The sequence below is a fragment of the uncultured Maricaulis sp. genome, assembly GCF_905480005.1.
Taxonomy (GTDB): domain Bacteria; phylum Pseudomonadota; class Alphaproteobacteria; order Caulobacterales; family Maricaulaceae; genus Maricaulis.
Genome location: NZ_CAJQOO010000134.1, coordinates 1 through 16,664 on the forward strand (window position 1 = coordinate 1; position 16,664 = coordinate 16,664).

Sequence of the window (16,664 nt, forward strand, 5' to 3'; positions counted from 1 at the left end):
GATTTCCAAGATCGTCTCGTCCGTGTCGTAGTCCTCCACTATTGCAATGTCGCGGTACTGAAGTTTGTAGGCTTCGTCTGGCCGCAGGCCGGTGTTCGCCATGAAAAGCACGAAGTCGTGGAGCTGCGCTGTCTCCCACTCATATCGCTTACCCTTCCATTCCGCCGCGCGACGGCGCGTCGCCTTGTAGAGTTTTTCGTATTCGTCTTTGGAAAACCAAGCCCTGTGCCTAATTTTCTTGGAAGCTTTGTACGGCATGGATAGATCGGGAAGATGCGTTAGCCAGCCGTGACGCACCGCGGTCTTAAGAACCTGGCGCAAGCACACGATCTCTTGGTGGATCGTGCTCGGCGCCGGCGGTTTGTATTGCTTTGCTTCGGCATGCCCGAAACGCGTGACCGAATTAGTCTGTCGGTGGACGCGATACTCCTGAACTTTACCGCCAGTGACTTCTGACAAGCCCATGTCACCGAAGAACGGAACAAGATAGTTCTTCAGTCGGCGTTTGTGTCCGTCAACGTACACAGGGCTCCGAGTACCGCCGGTGATTACCTCGAACTCAAGCTCAAATTGTTTGGCCGCGTGCCGAAAGGTCTTTTCGTTCTTCAATTCACCGATGCGTGCCTTCCCACACAAGGTAAGGTACCAGTCCTCCGCGTATTCCTTTGCCAGGGATAGGCTGTCCTCTTTCGTACTGGCGCGATGGTTCTTTCCGTTGAAACGCGCCGCACATTGCCAGCGCGGACTTCCTTCGCGCTGATACAAACGAACTTTTCCGCCCAAAATCTTGTGAACAGCCATCAGCGCTGCTCCCGAAAGGACTTCCAATCACTGTGTGTGTTTTTGTGCATCATTTGTGCACGGTATCATATTGCGATTTTGAGAGCGAGAAATTATTGAAAAAACTTTGTAGGACAAAGGTTTAAATGGTGCTCGTGGTCAGACTCGAACTGACACTGGAAGGATTTTAAGTCTGCTGCGTCTACCGATTCCGCCACGCCCGCGGGGAAGACGTGGCGATCCTACACGGCTTCGCCGGACTGGCCAGTCGCGGCATCAGGCCTCGCGCAGCCACTCACCCGCCGCATTGATCACGCCGCCCGCTTCCAGAATGGCCCGCATTGGCGCAAGCGCGTCTGCGTGGCGCTTCCAGCGACCGATAGAGCTGGAATAGAGCGGCTGGCGGACCTGTACCGAACTGGCGGTCGCGACACTGCCCGACTGGGAATGGAAGTCGAGGCAGGCCGGGTCCCAGTCGAGGCCACAATGGGCGACCAGCCGCGCGGCCTCGCCCTCCAGATCGGCAATGACATCCTCGTAGGCGACCTCGGTATAGCGATCGTCTGGCAGGGTCGCGGCCCAATGGGAACGCAGCCTGTCAAAGCCGAGATAATAGCGCGCGCAGTCCGCGAGATCGTAGGCGTAATTGTAATAGGAGAAGCTGGTCGCGAACAGCTGACGGTAATTGCTCAAACAGGCATCGATCGGGTGGCGGCGCAGGCAGATGATCCGCGCGTTCGGCAGCGCACGATGGATGTGACCGGCCCAGACGATATTGAGCGGCATCTTGTCGACAAAGCGCGGCGCGTCACCGGCCAGGTCGGCAACACTGTCGAGATAAGCCTGGCCCCATTGGGAGCCATCAACCCGGTCGGCGGCGCTCAAAGTGGCGGCATCCATGACATAGGGGCCGGGGGTCGCGGCGAGGCGTTTGCCGATCAGTGCAAAACTGGATAATTCCCCGACCGAACGCACCTGTGCATGTGCGCCAAGAATGCGGTCGACCAGAGTCGTTCCGGTACGCGGCAGACCGACAATGAAGACCGGCCGGTCACTGTCGGCGACCGCGCCTGCGGCACGGTCGGCGTCCGCCCCGTTGGCGGCGGCATCGAAAAGCGCGACATCGGACTGCGGATCATAGCCACGCGCCGCGCGGATGCCCGCCTTGGCCCGGCCAAGCCAGTCCAGCGCCTCGCCGTCGCGGCCAAGATCCTCCAGGGTCTTGGCGATCGCATGCCCGAGATGGAGCTGGCTTTCCTCGTCATCGGTGGACCGAGCCCCGAAGGCCGTCACCAGCGCGTCCAGCCGGTTATCCGCCTCGCTCTGCCGACGCAGGCCGACAATCGCCGACAAGGCCTTCACATGGTCCGGCGCCAGTTCCAGCGTCCGGGAATAGGCCGCTTCAGCGCCATCGAAATCACCGGCAAACTGGCGTGAGGCCGCCAGATTGTAATGGTACTCCGCCCGCCCCGGGTCCTGCGCGACGGCTGCCCCGAACAAGTGGATCGCAGCCTCGTGATCGCCCAGCCGTGTAAAGACAACGCCAATCGTGTCGAAGCTCAGGGCGTCGCGTGGACCCAGCTTGCTGGCGCGGCGGGCCGCATCCGCCGCGGCCTCGCGCCGATTGAGCGCGAGCAGTGACTTGGCCCGGTGGGCATGCAGGCGCGGATCATCCGGCGCCAGCGCCACCCCTCGGTCGAGAATCTCGACCGCCTTGGCGTGATTGTCATGGTCCGCCGTGAGCAGGCCGAGGAGGAAAAAGGCTTCGGGATGCGGGCCAGAGGTCTGCAGGACCTCGAGGCATAATGCATGCGCTTCGCGGTATTGCCGGGCACCGAGCGCAGCGGACGCGGCCTTCAGACGTGATTCGACACTCATCGGCAGGCCACTCCTCGACACGTTGCAGTCGGCCGACGCGCACCCGTCTCATGCTGCGCTCGCGAAGCTTCTTCGCACATGCAGCGTGTCGTCCGCGCAACAGGTCCTCGAAGAAAACGGATTTGTGACATCAATTTAACTAACCGCAATTGCTTTCGCCGGGACCTAGAGACCATGATTAGCACACATTTTCATTCGGAGATTTCAGTCATGGCCGCAATACCCAAGGCATCACTTCGCGCACGCCTCGCCTGTTCCATCAGTGTGCTTGCCCTGCCACTCGCCGGCCTTGCCGGTGCTGGTACCGCACTCGCCCAGGACAATCCCTCGTCTTCGCAGGACGTGATTGTCGTGACCGCGACCCGTCGTTCCGAGACCGTTCAGGACGTCCCGCTCAACATTGCCGCCATCGGTGGCGACCAGATCGAAGAACAGGGTTTCGAGGATCTCGCCGACGCCCTCGCCTACGTCCCGGGCATCAATATTGTTGATCGCGGCGGCCGTCAGGGCAATCCGATCATCGTGCGCGGCCTGAATGCCGACCCGATCAATTCCGGCGACGGCAATAATGATGGCGGCGGAACCGTGGCCACCTATCTCGGCGAAATCCCGCTCTTCATCGACCTCAAGATGAATGACCTGGAACGCGTCGAGGTCCTGCTTGGACCGCAAGGCACATTGTATGGCGCCGGCACGCTGGGTGGCGCCATCCGCTACCTGCCGAACCGTCCGGACTTCGACAGCAATATGCTGCAGATCCGCTCCTCCTTCTACCAGTATTCCGAAGCGAACTCCCCGTCGGCCGATATCGGCTTCACCTTCAACCACTCGGTGTCCGACACCTTCGCGGTTCGCGGCTCGCTCGACGTGCTGCAGGATTCCGGCTTCACCGATTATCCCTATCGCGTGCGCCAGCCGGGTGTCTCGAACCCGGTTCCGGATTTCAATGATCCGGCCGATGTCGCTGCCAATCTCGCTCCGGTCAGCGATGCCGATGGCGAAGAAGCCGTTTCCGGTCGCATCGCGGCCCGCTGGGCGCCGACCGACTGGCTTGACGCCACGGCGACCTACTACTTCCAGAACCAGGACATTGAAGGTCGTCAGATCTCCTCGCGTCGTTCGCCCATTCCGGCCGGCGGTTATGAATCCGCCCTTCGCGTGCTGGAACCGATCGAGCGCAATAATGAGCTCCTTGCCCTGGAAGTCACCGCTGATCTCGGCTTTGCCGAGCTGACCTCGGCGACCGGTTTCGGGAGCTATGACGCAGAAGGCCAGCGCGACCAGACGGACCTGCTGATCTCGCTGGAATACTCCTATGAGAGCTTCCCGAACTTCACGGCCTTCACCCACGAACTGACCGAGAACGAGTTCTTCAATCAGGAAGTCCGCCTTGTCTCGACCTATGAGAGCCAGTTCAACTGGATTGTCGGCTTCTATTACAACAAGGCCGAGTTCGTCGGCTCCTCCGAGGAGTACACGCCGAACTATGCCGCGTATGTGAACGACAATTTCGGCTTCGGCCTGACCGAGAACCCGACCGATCTGGAGTATTTCTCGACCAGCAATACCGAGCTGACCGAGAGCGCCATTTTCGGCGAGCTTGGCTGGGATATCACGGACCGTCTCTCGATCACGGTTGGCGGGCGCTATTACGAATATGAGCTGGAATCGGTCTCGACCGTGGACTTCCCGCTCTTTGAAGCGCCGACCTATACGCCGCTGACGATTGACGAGATCCGCGATCTCGCTTTTGACCCGTCCCTGGCGCAGTCGGATGACGGTTTCCTCTACAAGTTCAACATCGCCTATGATGTGAGCGATGAGATCCTGGCCTATTTCACGGTTTCTGAAGGCTATCGGATCGGCGCCTCGAACGGCCTCGGCCCGTGCCCGGCCTTTGACCCGAATGCGACCCAGGGCGCCTGCGCCCTCGCACCGGGCCAGCAATATGGTCCCAATGCCGGCGACATCGCCCAGTTCGACGAACGTCAGTTCGGCCCTGACCAGACGACCAATTACGAGCTCGGTGCCAAGACGACCTGGGCCGGCGGGGCGGTGACGCTGAACGGCGCCATCTTCCTAGTCGAGTGGACGGACCCGCAAGTGTCCTCTGCCACGGTCAACGCCAACATCCCGATCACGGTCAATGCCGAAGGCGCGGAGTCGAAAGGCTTCGAGCTGCAGGGCAGCTGGCAGGTCGCCCATAATTTCGAACTGCGCGGAACCTATTCCTTCACGCAGTCCGAGCTCACAGCCGACGTGCCCTTCCTGGTCCGCACCATCACCACGCCGGGCTTTGGCTCGGCCTTTGAAGATGGTCAGGCCGGCGATCGCCTGCCGGGCTCTCCGGAAACCCAGGCCTCGGTCTTCGGTCGCTACACGACCGATCTCGCGAGCGGTGCCCAGCTCAACTACAATCTCGGCATTTCCTATACGGGCGACATTCTCACCCGTACCGGCGGCCGGGGCAGCAGTGCGACGCTGGACAGCTATTATGTCGCCAACGGCTCGATCAATTATGACGCCGGCAATTGGGGCGCCACGCTCTTCGTCAACAATATCGGCAATGAATATATCGAGACCGGTATCCGAAGCACGGCGCTGTCGAACCAGACGATCAACGGCCAGCCGGTGCGCAGCCACTACGCCAATGTCGCCCCGCCGCGGACGATCGGTGTGCGCTTCTACTACCAGTTCGGCGAATAATCCCGACCCGGTAGACAGCCTGAAACAAGAAGAGCCGCGCCCATCGGGCGCGGCTCTTTTCATTGGGCGTCTCGAAACCGGCAATCAGGGCTTGTCGCCCCCCTCATTGTCGATCTCGGCAGCCTGGTTCACCAGGTCGAGGAATTCCGCGCGATAGCCGTAAATGTCCTCGCCAAGCGCATGGCCAGCGGTCTCGGCGATCTCGGCCCAGCCATAATCATCGCCAAGATAGGCATCCCCACGCAGACGCTGGGCGAAGCCGGCAACCGCGATGGAGAAACGTGCCTCCTGCGGCGCATCGCCAAAGACGCTGACGGCATCGGCATCGGTCACCGGGCGTTCGATCAGGCGACTATCATCCTCGCCAGGCCGCTTGTAGCGCAGGCGCAAATGGCCGAACTCGCCACTCAGATCCGGTTCGACCGGCGCCGCGCCGCCATACCGCAACGGCTCCATCAGCACACCTTCGGAACCGGGCGCCGCGATCTCATAGATGGCGGTCACGGAATGACCGGACCCGACTTCACCGGCATCGACCTCGTCATTATTGAAATCGGCGCGGTCAAGCAGGCGCGTTTCATAGCCGATCAGGCGATACTCGGCGACGCGCGCCGGATTGAACTCGATCTGGATCTTGACGTCATTGGCGATCGGAAAGAGCGAGGAAAAGCTTTCCTCGACCAGCATGCGCCGGGCTTCCTGGCGGCTGTCGATGTAGCCGGCTGTCCCATTCCCCGCCTGGGCAATGGTCTGCATCATCTGGTCGTTGTAATTGCCGCGACCGAAACCCATCACCGACAGATAAATGCCCGTGTCACGCTTGCGGGCGACAAAGTCTTCCAGGGTCTCGTCGCGCGTGACGCCGACATTGAAGTCGCCATCGGTCAGCAACATGACCCGATTGACCGCGTCCGCGTCGAAATTCTGCTCGGCGAGGTCATAGGCCAGCGCCAGACCGGCTCCGCCCGCGGTCGAGCCGCCTGCGCTCAGACGATCCAGCGCCCGGTGGATCTCGCGGGCATCGCGTGCCTCGGTCGGCTCCAGCACGGCACCGGCGGCACCGGCATAGACGACCAGGGCGACCGTATCGTCCGGATGGAGCTCATCGACCAGCATGTGCATGGCCTGAACGGCCAGGGGCAGCTTGTCGGGATCATTCATCGAACCGGAGACATCGATCAGGAAGACCAGATTGGCCCGCGGGCGCTCTTCCGGGATGATCTCATAGCCCTGGACGCCGATATGCAGGAGCTGGGTGCCGGCATTCCACGGTGTCGGGGTGACCGTCACATGGGTCGCGAAGGGCTCTTCCGGTCCCGGTGGCAGGGCGTAGTCATAGTCGAAATAATTGACCATCTCCTCGATCCGCACGGCGTCGCTCGGCGGCATGCGGCCATATTCCAGCGAGTTTCGGACCAGCGAATAGCTGGCCGTGTCGACATCGATGGAAAAGGTGGAAACCGGTTCGTCGGCGGTGGAGACGACCGGATTGGGGTCGACGTCTTCATAGCGCTCGCGGTCTTCAGGCTCTCGCAACTGACCGTCAATGACCGTGAGCGGGCGGGAAAAACTGGCGACATCGCTCCGCAAGCGCGATCCGGTGACCGTCACCATCTCGGCCATGGCTGGCGGCGGGGGCGGTGCCGGCGGAGGCGGCGGAGGTGCCGGCGGGGGCGACATGGATGGCGGCGGCGGTCCCGGCGGCGCGACGGTCGCCGTGCAGCCCGCAATCATGGCCAGCCCGGCCACGCTGATCAAAAGAACGCGTTTCATGGAATCCCCTTTTGGTCCCAAAGTCCCTCACCCGCCAGACTGGGAGCGATCCGCGACGCTCACAAGTCGAAATCAGGGCGATCTTGGGGCAGGCAACGCCGTCCGCAAGCGCCAGCATCGCCACGGCGTCATCGCCTGGCGGTTTGGGCAGGAGGAGGGTGCGGGATACCGGTCTCAGCCGATAAAGCGCTGATTTTCATACGGTAGCTTCAACAGGCATCCCGCACGCGGAGTTTTCCCGGGCTGTCTCCACCCCGATTCCAATGCGCCAGATACTGAGGGTCGGTCGTTTAGTGCCCCTGGACCTGATCGCACGCCCTGCCGGAGCTTTGGGGTGTCACATCCAAAGCGCGGACAGGCTCCGCAAGTTCCCGGGCACAAATGACTGAGCTCGTGCCTCCCGTCCCGAAAACCGAGGGCAGTCTCCCATGTCGGATAAGGGGGGAGGATAAGTTTGGCTGATTTTTTTGATCGAGCGCACTTTCCCTCTCCCCTGGGAGAGGGTCAGGGTGAGGGGTAAATCCCTGTATTGCCGGGCGAATCCCCCTCATCCGGCCTCCGGCCACCTTCTCCCAAGGGAGAAGGAAAGCGGTGCAGGGTGTGGGATAAGCTCCGACTTTTCTTCCCCACATTGTGGAGAGAAAAATTTGTGAGCCGTTCCTGCGGGCGCTGACCTCAATCCACCGGATCAATCCGCGGGGTGATGCCCACCGCCTCAACCATCACCGCGATGCGCGCGATCACGTGATCGAGCTGACCGGTATCCGTTGCGCGAGCGACAAGATGTGTGCCGCGTTTGATCTCGCCGGCTTTCACTTCGAGGAAATAGGGATAGGAGCCGATCGAGACGTCGGGGAATTCTTTCGCCAGTGCGCCGAGTGCGTCGGCGACATCGCCCTCGCGCAGATTGTCACCCTTCACCGATCGGGATTTGGTCACCGCCCCGCCCTCGAGCCGGTGATCAATGTCATTGAGCATGCCAGCGACGATGGAGGGCACACCCGCCAGGGTGAAGACATTGCCGGTCTGGAAGCCGGGCGCGCCGGTGACCGGATTGACGATCAGGCTGGCCCCGTCAGGGATGCGCGCCATGCGTTTGCGGCTTTCGGTGACCGGGGTCTGGGTCCGGGCATACCAGTCCTCGATGATCGCCAGCGCATCGTCGCGGACATCGATGCCGACCCCAAAGGCCGCGGCAACGGCGTCGGCGGTAATGTCATCATGGGTCGGCCCGATGCCGCCCGTGGTGAAGACATAATCGCAGGCCGTGCGCAGCGCGTTGAGCGCATCGACGATGATATCGGTCTCGTCCGGCACGACCCGGCATTCCACCACATTGATCCCCAGCGGGGCGAGGAAGCGGGCAATCTGGTTGAGATTCCTGTCCTGGGTCCGGCCGGACAGGACTTCATCCCCGATCAGGAGGACTGCTGCCGTCACCCGCGAGTTCGTTGCCATGAGAATCATCCTTAAGTCGTGCCTGCAAACGGGTATAGGTGGCACCAGAAGGAAGTCCAAGCCATGCAGTTTCCGACCGAACTCATCCCCGGCCGACTGGTGAAGCGTTACAAGCGCTTCTTTGCCGATGTCGAATTGGCGGACGGCCAGGTGGTGACGGCGCACTGCGCCAACACCGGTGCGATGACGGGCATCAAGGAACCGGGCCTGCCGGTCTGGCTGTCGCGCTCGGACAACCCCAAGCGCAAGCTGAAATTCACCTGGGAGCTGGTCGAGGCCGAGGGCACGCTGATCGGCGCCCTGCCCAATCTCGCCAATGCCCTCGCCGAGGAGGCGGTCAATGCCGGCGTGATCACGGAGCTGGCAGGCTATGACAGCCTGCGCCGTGAGGTGAAATATGGCGAGAATTCCCGCATCGACCTCCTGCTGGAGAGCGAGGGGCGACCGCCGTGCTGGGTCGAGGTCAAGAATGTCCACTGGCAGCGCGGCCCCGGCATTGCCGAATTTCCCGACGGCGTGACCGCGCGCGGCGCCAAGCATCTCGTCGAGCTGGCGGCCCAGGTCGCGTCTGGCGAGCGGGCCGTGCAGCTTTTCATCGTCCAGCGCAGTGATTGCGAGGTGCTGCGTCCGGCAGAGGATATCGACCCGGTCTATGCCCGCACCCTGCGTGAGAGCGCGGCGGCCGGCGTCGAGGTCCTGGCCTATGCCTGTGAGGTAACTGAAAAATCGGTGACCATTACCCGACCCATGCGCGTGGAGCTGTGACGATGAGCAATGACTGGAATGGCTGGGATCTGCCGGACGCCTATATCCACCGCATCACGGTGAGCGAGCGCGATATCGACAGTTTCGGGCACGCGAACAATGCCCGCTATCTGGAATGGGCCGACGAGGCCGCCTGGACGCACTGGTTCTCCAAGGGAGAGGATTATTCGATGGAGGCCTGCGCGGCGGAGGATCGCGGCATCGCCATTATCCGTACCGAAGCGGACTATCTCGGCCATGTCCGCGTGGGCGACGAAATCGACTGCGCGGTCTGGATCACCCGGTCCGACCAGCGCCTGCGCGCCGAGCGTCGCTATCAATTCCGACGGGTCAGCGATGGCGTCACTGTATTTCGCGCCCTGACCAAAGTGGTCTGCTTCCAGCTCTCCACAGGACGCCCGGCGCGCATGACGCCAATCTTTTCAAATCACTACTCCGTGCTGCCCTCCGTGGCGGCGGCGCTTGTGACTGAAAATTAACGAACCATCGACGTTGTACGACACTTCTGCCCCCCTATAGTCCGGCCCAACACCAACACCTCTTTGGGGGAGGCTTTTACATGAAGTATCTCATTCCGGCCCTGGCCGGTCTGGCACTCGCCGCTTGCACGGCCGCCAATGACACCGACAGCGCTGCGGTTGAAACCGTTGAAGCCGGCTTCATGCCGGATGTCAGCGAGGTCAATATCGAAGCCCATATCCGCTTCCTCGCATCGGATTATCTGAACGGACGCGATCCGGGCACGCCGGGTTACGAGATTGCCGCCAATTATGTGGCCTCGCAAATGCGCCTGCTCGGCCTCGAGCCGGCGGGCGATAATGGCGGTTATTTCGCCCAGGTCCCGCTGCACGAAGTGCGCCCGGACGCCGAGTACAACCAGCTGACCCTGGATGGCGACGTGTTCGAGCACGGAACCGGCGCCTATATCTCCTCCAATCCCAGCGTTCTGGAAGCGGAAATCACCGGCGAGCTTGTCTTTGTCGGCCACGGCGTGTCCGCGGCCAATCGCGGTCATGACGACTATGCCGACCTCGATGTCGACGGCAAGATTGTCGTCGTCCTGGGCGGCGTTCCCGAAACGGTCTTCGAAGGCCTCTCCGAAGAGCGCGCCCACCACAATTCCGGCACCACCAAGCGCAATGTCGCCGCCGCCCATGGCGCGATCGGCATGATCTCGCTGACCAGCTGGACGCCGGAGCAACTGACCGGCTTCACCAATGGTTTCGGCAGCCGCCCCGCGGTTCGCCTGACCTCGGCAACCGGTCCGTCCGGCTATGACGGCGTCACCGCCTCGGCCAATGTCAGCGCCGAGCTCGGTGCCCGCCTCTTCGAGGATGCCGAAATGAGCCTGGAAGATGTCCGGGCCGCGATGGGCGCTGAAGAGCCGAGCTATCCGCGCTTTGAGCTGCCGCACACGGTGACGCTGCGCCAGCGCACCCTGTCCGAGCCCTTCGACTCCCCGAATGTGGTCGGCATGATCCGCGGTTCCGATCCCGCTGTGGCCGATGAATACCTGGTCCTCACCGCTCATCTCGATCATATCGGCTCGGTCACCGAGAACATGCGCGCCGGCGGCTCGTGCAATACGACCGATGATAGCGACGAGATCTGCAATGGTGCCGTCGACAATGCTTCGGGCATTTCGATCATGCTGGAAACGGCTCGCACTTTCCTCGCCCAGGGCGCGCCGCGCCGCTCGGTGATCTTCGTCGCGCTGACGGCCGAGGAAAAGGGTCTGCTGGGTTCCGAGCATTACGCACGCAATCCGACCGTCCCGGCCGAGCAGATGGTGGCCAATGTCAATCTCGACATGCCGGTCATCGTCTATGACTTCGCCGATGTGATCGCCTTTGGCTCCAACCACTCCAATCTCGGCCCGATCGCCACGCGTGCGGCGGCCCGGATGGACATTGCCGTGTCCGAGGATCCGCTGCCGGAGCAATCGCTCTTCGTGCGGTCGGACCACTACAACTTCGTGCGGGAAGGCGTGCCGTCGCTCTTCCTGATGACCGGCTTCTCCTCGCCGGACCCGCGCTGGGATGAGGGCGAAGGCTTCATGGGCTTCCTCACCACGCATTATCACCGCCAGACCGATCAGCTGGATGGCGAGCTGGAAGTCCTGTTCGAGCAGGGCGCCAAATTTGCCAATATCAACTACCTGATCGCCCGCGAGATCGCCGATAGCGACGTGCGGCCGGCCTGGAATGATGACAGCTTCTTCGGCAACCTCTTCGGTAGCGATGCCGAATAGGCCTTGTCGGACGGGCTTCGCGCCCGGCTGAGAAATGCAGGCGCGCGCCGTTCCAAACGGCGCGCGCTCTGTTTATAAGCAGGGGCAAAGGGAGCGATAACTTGACCACTGCCTACGAGACCGTGACGGAGAACGACACGTCCAGCCCGCGCGATGGCCGCATCAAACTGCATGGCCCGGAAGCCTTCGCCGGCATGCGCAAGGCCGGCCGCCTGGCCGCGGAAATTCTCGACATGCTGGTCGAGCATGCCCGTCCCGGCAATACGACGGCCTATCTGGACAAGCTCGCGCGTGAATACGCCTTCGATAATGGCTCGGTCCCGGCGACGCTCTTCTATCGCGGTTATCGTCACTCCCTGTGCACCTCGATCAACCATGTCGTCTGCCACGGCATCCCGGGTCCCAAGCCGCTGAAGAATGGCGATATCGTCAATATCGACGTGACCGTCGTGGTCGATGGCTGGCATGGCGATACCAGCCGCATGTACACGATCGGCGAACCGCGCCGGAAGGCCGAGCTTCTGGTCGACACGACTTATGAAGCCATGATGGCTGGCATCAATGCGATCAAGCCGGGCGTCACGCTGGGAACAATTGGCGCCATCATCCAGGAATATGCTGAAGAACGTCGCTGCTCCATCGTGCGCGATTTTTGCGGTCACGGTCTGGGCCAGAACTTCCATGACAGCCCGAATGTCCTGCATTTCGGCGTGCATGGCGAAGGCCCCGAACTCAAGCAAGGCATGTTCTTCACCGTCGAGCCCATGCTCAATCTGGGTCGGCCGGACGTCAAAGTCCTGTCTGATGGCTGGACCGCCGTCACGCGTGACAAGTCACTCTCGGCCCAGTTCGAGCATTCCGTGGGTGTCACCGCAGACGGCGTGGAGATTTTCACCGCCTCACCCAAGGGCCTCCACAAGCCCCCCTATTCCCGCCCCTAGATCATGACCGGCACGGCCTCCCATACGGGTCATCGAGACCGGCTGCGCGAAAAACTAACCTCAGCGGGTGGGCTGGCCCTTCACGATTATGAATTGCTGGAACTCTACCTCTTCCGCTCCATTCCGCGCCGCGACACCAAACCGATTGCCAAGGACCTCATCGCCCGCTTCGGGGATCTCGGCGGCGTCGCCGGGGCCGATGTCCGCGATCTGACCGCCATCAAGGGCGTCTCCGAGCGCGTTGCCGCCGACCTCAAACTCATCAAGCCGCTGGCCGAACGCCTGGCCCGCGAACAGGCCATCGGGCGACCGGTCATCACCTCCTGGTCGGCGCTGGTCGCCTATTGCCGCACCGCCATGCAACACGCCACGACCGAGCAGTTCCGCGTGCTCTTCCTCGACCGCAAGAACAAGCTGATCGCCGACGAGGTCCTCGGCGAAGGCACGATCGACCATGCACCGGTCTATCCGCGTGAAGTGGTCAAGGCCGCCCTCGCCCACGAAGCCTCGGCGATCATCCTGGTGCACAACCACCCCTCCGGCGACGCCACACCCAGCCAGGCCGATATCGAAATGACGCGGACACTGATGGAGATCTGCAAACCCTTCGAGATCGCGGTCCATGATCATCTGGTGATCGGCCGCGAGAATACGGCGAGCTTCAAGACGTTGGGGTTGATGTAAGCGGAAAGTGCGCTGAGACCATTCAAGTTGAACAAGCGAGCCACCGCTCGCAAATATCCTTGGATGGCTTGTCAGCCAGCACGCCGTATCCGGTTCTTGAGCTCAAGGGTGAAACCGCGGAGCGGCGCTTCGCGCCCTTGACCTCAAGAACCGAATGCGGCGCCCTCTCGGCAAGCCATCAATGAATGGAAGGGCACAACACGTGCCCGTGCTCACGTCCAGGAGCAACAGGTTCGCCCAGATCGCACTATGTTTGACCAAGAAAAGTCGTTTCGCCTCATGCCGCTACAATTGATCGGGAGCCGATTAGCGCCTTGGCGCTCCGGCAAAAAACACCCCACCGACATAGAGCACCACCCACATCAAGCTCAATAAGCCGACAAGCACCCACCACTCAACGCCGGCTTCCGGCCCTCCTCGAAACAAAACCGTCAGCACCAGCGCACCACATGTGAGCGTAGGTAGGATCATTGCCCGATAGCGGGCACCGACCATTCGTCGAATGCTGGCAATGGCCTCGCGCCGCCTCGCGCGATCCTCGGGCAAGTGCTGCCAACGCAATGCCCCTACCCCTCCGGCTCGATCGGCTGCCAGAGCTCGATCTTGGTGCCGTCCGGATCCATCACCCAGGCAAAGCGGCCATAGCTGAAATCCTGGGGCTCGCCTTCCAGGGCGACACCCTTTTCCTTCAGGCGCGCCAGCATCGAGTCCATGTCGTCGATGATCAGATTGATCATGAAGGGCTTGTCGGAGGGCTTGAAGTAATCCGTCCCGTCCTTGAAGCCTGAAAAGATGGTCCGCGCGCCTTGCGGGAAAGCCTTGCCGCTGTCGGCATGCAGGAAGTCCGCGCCGCCATAATCATTGATCTTCAGGCCCAGCTTGTCCTGATACCAGGCCATCAGGGCCGCCGGATCCGGGCTCTGAAAGAAGATACCGCCCACACCGATCACATTTGCCATGCCTGTCTCCCCTGATCTGACCGCCAGCCTAGCGTGCAAGTCCGGCCCGGCCCAGCCCCGGGCCACGAAAACCGGCCACGGCAACAAGCGCTCGTCTGTCCGGGGGCGCCTGTTAGGATGCGCTCATGACTCGCCCGATACGCCTCGCCCTCGCCCTCATCCCCCTGTCTGCCCTTCTTGTCGCGGTAATCGCAGGCTTGCTCCTGCGCTCGCCGACCGCGCCGGACGCGCTGGTCTTTCACAATGGCACCATCCGAACGGTCAGTGCGGCAGGAATCGTCGACGCGATCTATGTCGAGGACGGGCGCATCGCGGCTGTGGGCACGCTGGACGAGGTCCTGGCGGCCGCACCGCGCGGCGTGCGCCGGATCGACCTGGAAGGCGGCACATTGACGCCGGGACTGATCGAACCGCACACCCATCCGCTCGCCGCGGCGCTGTTGAACACGGCCATCGACATCTCCGGCCGCACCCATGGCAACCGCGCCGCGATCATGGCCGCCATCGCCGAAGGTGTTGACGCGGGTGGCCCCTCGCCCTGGGCCATCGCCTTTGGCTGGGATGCCGTCATGCTGGATGATCTCACCCCGCCGAGCCTGGCCGAGCTGGACGCGCTGTCACCCGACCGGCCGCTCGTCATCCTGACCCAGATGATGCATGAGGCCTTCGCCAATTCCGCAGCACTGGAGGCCGCTGGCATCACGCCCGCCACACCCGACCCGCATGACGGCTTTTTCGAGCGCGACGCCCACGGCGCGTTGACCGGCCGGGCGGTCGAGGTCACGGCCGTGCGTCAGCTCATGGCCGGGATTCCGCAGGCCTCCGACGCGGCCCTGACCTATCTGCTCGACGGTACTTATGATGCGTACGCGGCGGCCGGCTACACCACAATCGGCATCGCCTCCCTGGTCGGGCGCGCCGAAGACCCGCTGGGCATTCTCACGGCGGTGAGCCATGCCGGGCGCCCGGCACTCAATACGGTGCTCTACACGGCGCCGAGCCGGAATAATCGTGCGCTGGACATGTTCAGCGAGACGGATGACCGCCACGCCCTGCGCCGCCTGAATGGCATCAAACTCTGGCTCGACGGCTCGCCCTTTGCCGGCGGCGCTGCGAGCGCCGAGCCCTATGCCAATACGCCACTGACCCGGGATACACTCGGCCTGCCACCGAACTGGCTGGCGCCGCTGGCCATGCCGTCTGACAGCGTGACGGGGTTTGTCGGCGAGATGCAGGGCTTTGGCTATCAGATGGCCCTGCACGTCCAGGGCGAGCGCGCCATCGATCTGGCGCTCGATGCCATCGAGACCGCTCAAACCCATACGCCCAATTCAGACGTCCAGCACAGATTGGAACATCTCGCCCTGATCACGCCCGACCAGATCAGCCGGGCCAACACACTCGGTGTCTCGCTGGGCTTCTTCCCGGACCATATCGGCAATTATGGTCACCGGCTGGAAGACTTGTTCGGACCGGAACGCGCCGCGCGCTACATGCCGATTGCCGAAGCGGTCCGGCAGGGCGCGGTTGTGACGATCCATGGCGACCATCCAGCGAGCGACATTGACGCCCTGCGTGTGATGGCCCTGCCCGTCCACCGCCGCACGCTGACCGGCGAGCCGCTGGGTGAGACAATCGATGCGCAAACCGCCCTCTCCCTGATGACGATCAATGCCGCCCGGCAATTGGGTCTCGCTGACGAGGTCGGCTCCATCGAGGTCGGCAAGCGCGCCGATCTGACCTGGTTTGATACCGACCCGGTTGCCGCCATCGACGCCGACGCGCCGGTCGCGGTCCGGGGCACCTGGCTCGCCGGTCAGCCGGTCGACACACGCGACTGGTCGCTGGACCGGATCGGCCTTGCCATTGCCGCCGCCTGGGGCCAAGTCTTCGGCTAAGTCCTTTTCATTCCGCCACAAACGAGCTTCTCCATGACGCAAGCCCCTGCCAATTACTTCACCCATCTGGAGTGTTCGGAAACCGGCGAGCGCTATGAGGCCGACCTGCCGCACAATCTGTCCAAGGCCGGCAAACCGCTGCTGGCGCGCTATGACCTGGACGCGATGAAGGCCGGCATTGATCGCGACACCATCTGGTCGCGTGATGGCGGTTTCTGGAAGTGGCGCGAGCTTCTGCCGGTGGCCGACGACGCCCATGTCTGTGCCCTGGGCGAGATTGATACGCCGCTCATCGACATTCCCGCCACGGCCAAGGTGTCCGGAGCAACGGGCAAGGTCTGGGTCAAGGATGAAGGCCGCCTGCCGACGGGCAGCTTCAAGGCCCGCGGCCTCGCCCTCGCCGTCGCCATGGCCCATCAATACGGCCTCAACCGCCTGGCCATGCCGACCAATGGCAATGCCGGGGCCGCGCTGTCAGCCTATGCCAGCCGGATGGGCATGGAGAGCTGGTGTTTTGCGCCGGAAGACACGCCGGAAGCCAATCTGCGCGAGATGGCGCTGCAGGGCGCCC

12 protein-coding genes, 1 tRNA gene and 1 pseudogene are annotated in these 16,664 nt (G+C 62.6%); 8 read left to right on the plus strand and 6 right to left on the minus strand.

Annotated features, from left to right (window positions below):
* The 3 genes and pseudogenes from QZ266_RS12320 to QZ266_RS12330 form a co-directional block, all read right to left on the minus strand.
* Positions 1-801 (minus strand): annotated as a pseudogene (locus QZ266_RS12320) (site-specific integrase); the annotation flags it as partial.
* Between the two features lie 126 nt (positions 802-927).
* Positions 928-1,000, minus strand: a tRNA-Leu gene (locus QZ266_RS12325).
* Positions 1,001-1,056: 56 nt separating this feature from the next.
* Positions 1,057-2,658, minus strand: coding sequence for a tetratricopeptide repeat-containing sulfotransferase family protein (locus tag QZ266_RS12330; protein ID WP_295695597.1), 1,602 nt, complete (start codon positions 2,656-2,658; stop codon positions 1,057-1,059).
* 210 nt (positions 2,659-2,868) lie between these two features.
* On the opposite strand from QZ266_RS12330, the gene QZ266_RS12335 reads away from it, so the two are divergent.
* Positions 2,869-5,364, plus strand: coding sequence for a TonB-dependent receptor (locus QZ266_RS12335; RefSeq protein WP_295695598.1), 2,496 nt, complete (start codon positions 2,869-2,871; stop codon positions 5,362-5,364).
* Positions 5,365-5,448: 84 nt separating this feature from the next.
* Here the strand turns inward: QZ266_RS12335 and QZ266_RS12340 are convergent, their stop codons facing one another.
* Positions 5,449-7,137, minus strand: coding sequence for a VWA domain-containing protein (locus tag QZ266_RS12340; RefSeq protein ID WP_295695600.1), 1,689 nt, complete (start codon positions 7,135-7,137; stop codon positions 5,449-5,451).
* A gap of 675 nt (positions 7,138-7,812) precedes the next feature.
* Complete coding sequence (locus QZ266_RS12345) at positions 7,813-8,595, minus strand: molybdopterin-binding protein (RefSeq protein WP_295695602.1); 783 nt, start codon at positions 8,593-8,595, stop codon at positions 7,813-7,815.
* Positions 8,596-8,658: 63 nt separating this feature from the next.
* Here QZ266_RS12345 and sfsA point away from each other — a divergent pair, with 63 nt between their 5' ends.
* The 5 genes from sfsA to radC all read left to right on the plus strand — a co-directional run bounded on the left by sfsA (position 8,659) and on the right by radC (position 13,236).
* Positions 8,659-9,360, plus strand: coding sequence for a DNA/RNA nuclease SfsA (sfsA, locus tag QZ266_RS12350; protein ID WP_295695604.1), 702 nt, complete (start codon positions 8,659-8,661; stop codon positions 9,358-9,360).
* Between the two features lie 2 nt (positions 9,361-9,362).
* Positions 9,363-9,839: a thioesterase family protein gene (locus QZ266_RS12355; protein ID WP_295695606.1), complete on the plus strand. Its 477-nt coding sequence runs from the start codon at positions 9,363-9,365 to the stop codon at positions 9,837-9,839.
* An 80-nt stretch (positions 9,840-9,919) separates the two neighbouring features.
* On the plus strand, positions 9,920-11,611 hold the full coding sequence (locus QZ266_RS12360; RefSeq protein WP_295695608.1) for a M28 family metallopeptidase: 1,692 nt from the start codon (positions 9,920-9,922) through the stop codon (positions 11,609-11,611).
* A 101-nt stretch (positions 11,612-11,712) separates the two neighbouring features.
* Positions 11,713-12,552: a type I methionyl aminopeptidase gene (gene map, locus QZ266_RS12365; RefSeq protein WP_295695610.1), complete on the plus strand. Its 840-nt coding sequence runs from the start codon at positions 11,713-11,715 to the stop codon at positions 12,550-12,552.
* 3 nt (positions 12,553-12,555) lie between these two features.
* Positions 12,556-13,236: a DNA repair protein RadC gene (radC, locus tag QZ266_RS12370; protein WP_295695611.1), complete on the plus strand. Its 681-nt coding sequence runs from the start codon at positions 12,556-12,558 to the stop codon at positions 13,234-13,236.
* Between the two features lie 566 nt (positions 13,237-13,802).
* Here radC and QZ266_RS12375 read toward each other — a convergent pair.
* Positions 13,803-14,195, minus strand: coding sequence for a VOC family protein (locus tag QZ266_RS12375; protein ID WP_295695613.1), 393 nt, complete (start codon positions 14,193-14,195; stop codon positions 13,803-13,805).
* Between the two features lie 125 nt (positions 14,196-14,320).
* Between QZ266_RS12375 and QZ266_RS12380 the strand changes: the two genes are divergently transcribed.
* On the plus strand, positions 14,321-16,093 hold the full coding sequence (locus QZ266_RS12380; RefSeq protein ID WP_295695615.1) for an amidohydrolase: 1,773 nt from the start codon (positions 14,321-14,323) through the stop codon (positions 16,091-16,093).
* A gap of 33 nt (positions 16,094-16,126) precedes the next feature.
* A partial coding sequence (locus QZ266_RS12385; protein ID WP_295695617.1) for a pyridoxal-phosphate dependent enzyme occupies positions 16,127-16,664 on the plus strand: 538 nt, incomplete at its 3' end.

Coding starts and splice junctions, on each gene's coding strand:
- QZ266_RS12330 (WP_295695597.1), bottom strand. CDS start 2,658: ATGAGTGTCGAATCACGTCTGAAGGCCGCGTCCGCTGCGCTCGGTGCC.
- QZ266_RS12335 (WP_295695598.1), top strand. CDS start 2,869: ATGGCCGCAATACCCAAGGCATCACTTCGCGCACGCCTCGCCTGTTCC.
- QZ266_RS12340 (WP_295695600.1), bottom strand. CDS start 7,137: ATGAAACGCGTTCTTTTGATCAGCGTGGCCGGGCTGGCCATGATTGCG.
- QZ266_RS12345 (WP_295695602.1), bottom strand. CDS start 8,595: ATGGCAACGAACTCGCGGGTGACGGCAGCAGTCCTCCTGATCGGGGAT.
- sfsA (WP_295695604.1), top strand. CDS start 8,659: ATGCAGTTTCCGACCGAACTCATCCCCGGCCGACTGGTGAAGCGTTAC.
- QZ266_RS12355 (WP_295695606.1), top strand. CDS start 9,363: ATGAGCAATGACTGGAATGGCTGGGATCTGCCGGACGCCTATATCCAC.
- QZ266_RS12360 (WP_295695608.1), top strand. CDS start 9,920: ATGAAGTATCTCATTCCGGCCCTGGCCGGTCTGGCACTCGCCGCTTGC.
- radC (WP_295695611.1), top strand. CDS start 12,556: ATGACCGGCACGGCCTCCCATACGGGTCATCGAGACCGGCTGCGCGAA.
- QZ266_RS12375 (WP_295695613.1), bottom strand. CDS start 14,195: ATGGCAAATGTGATCGGTGTGGGCGGTATCTTCTTTCAGAGCCCGGAT.
- QZ266_RS12380 (WP_295695615.1), top strand. CDS start 14,321: ATGACTCGCCCGATACGCCTCGCCCTCGCCCTCATCCCCCTGTCTGCC.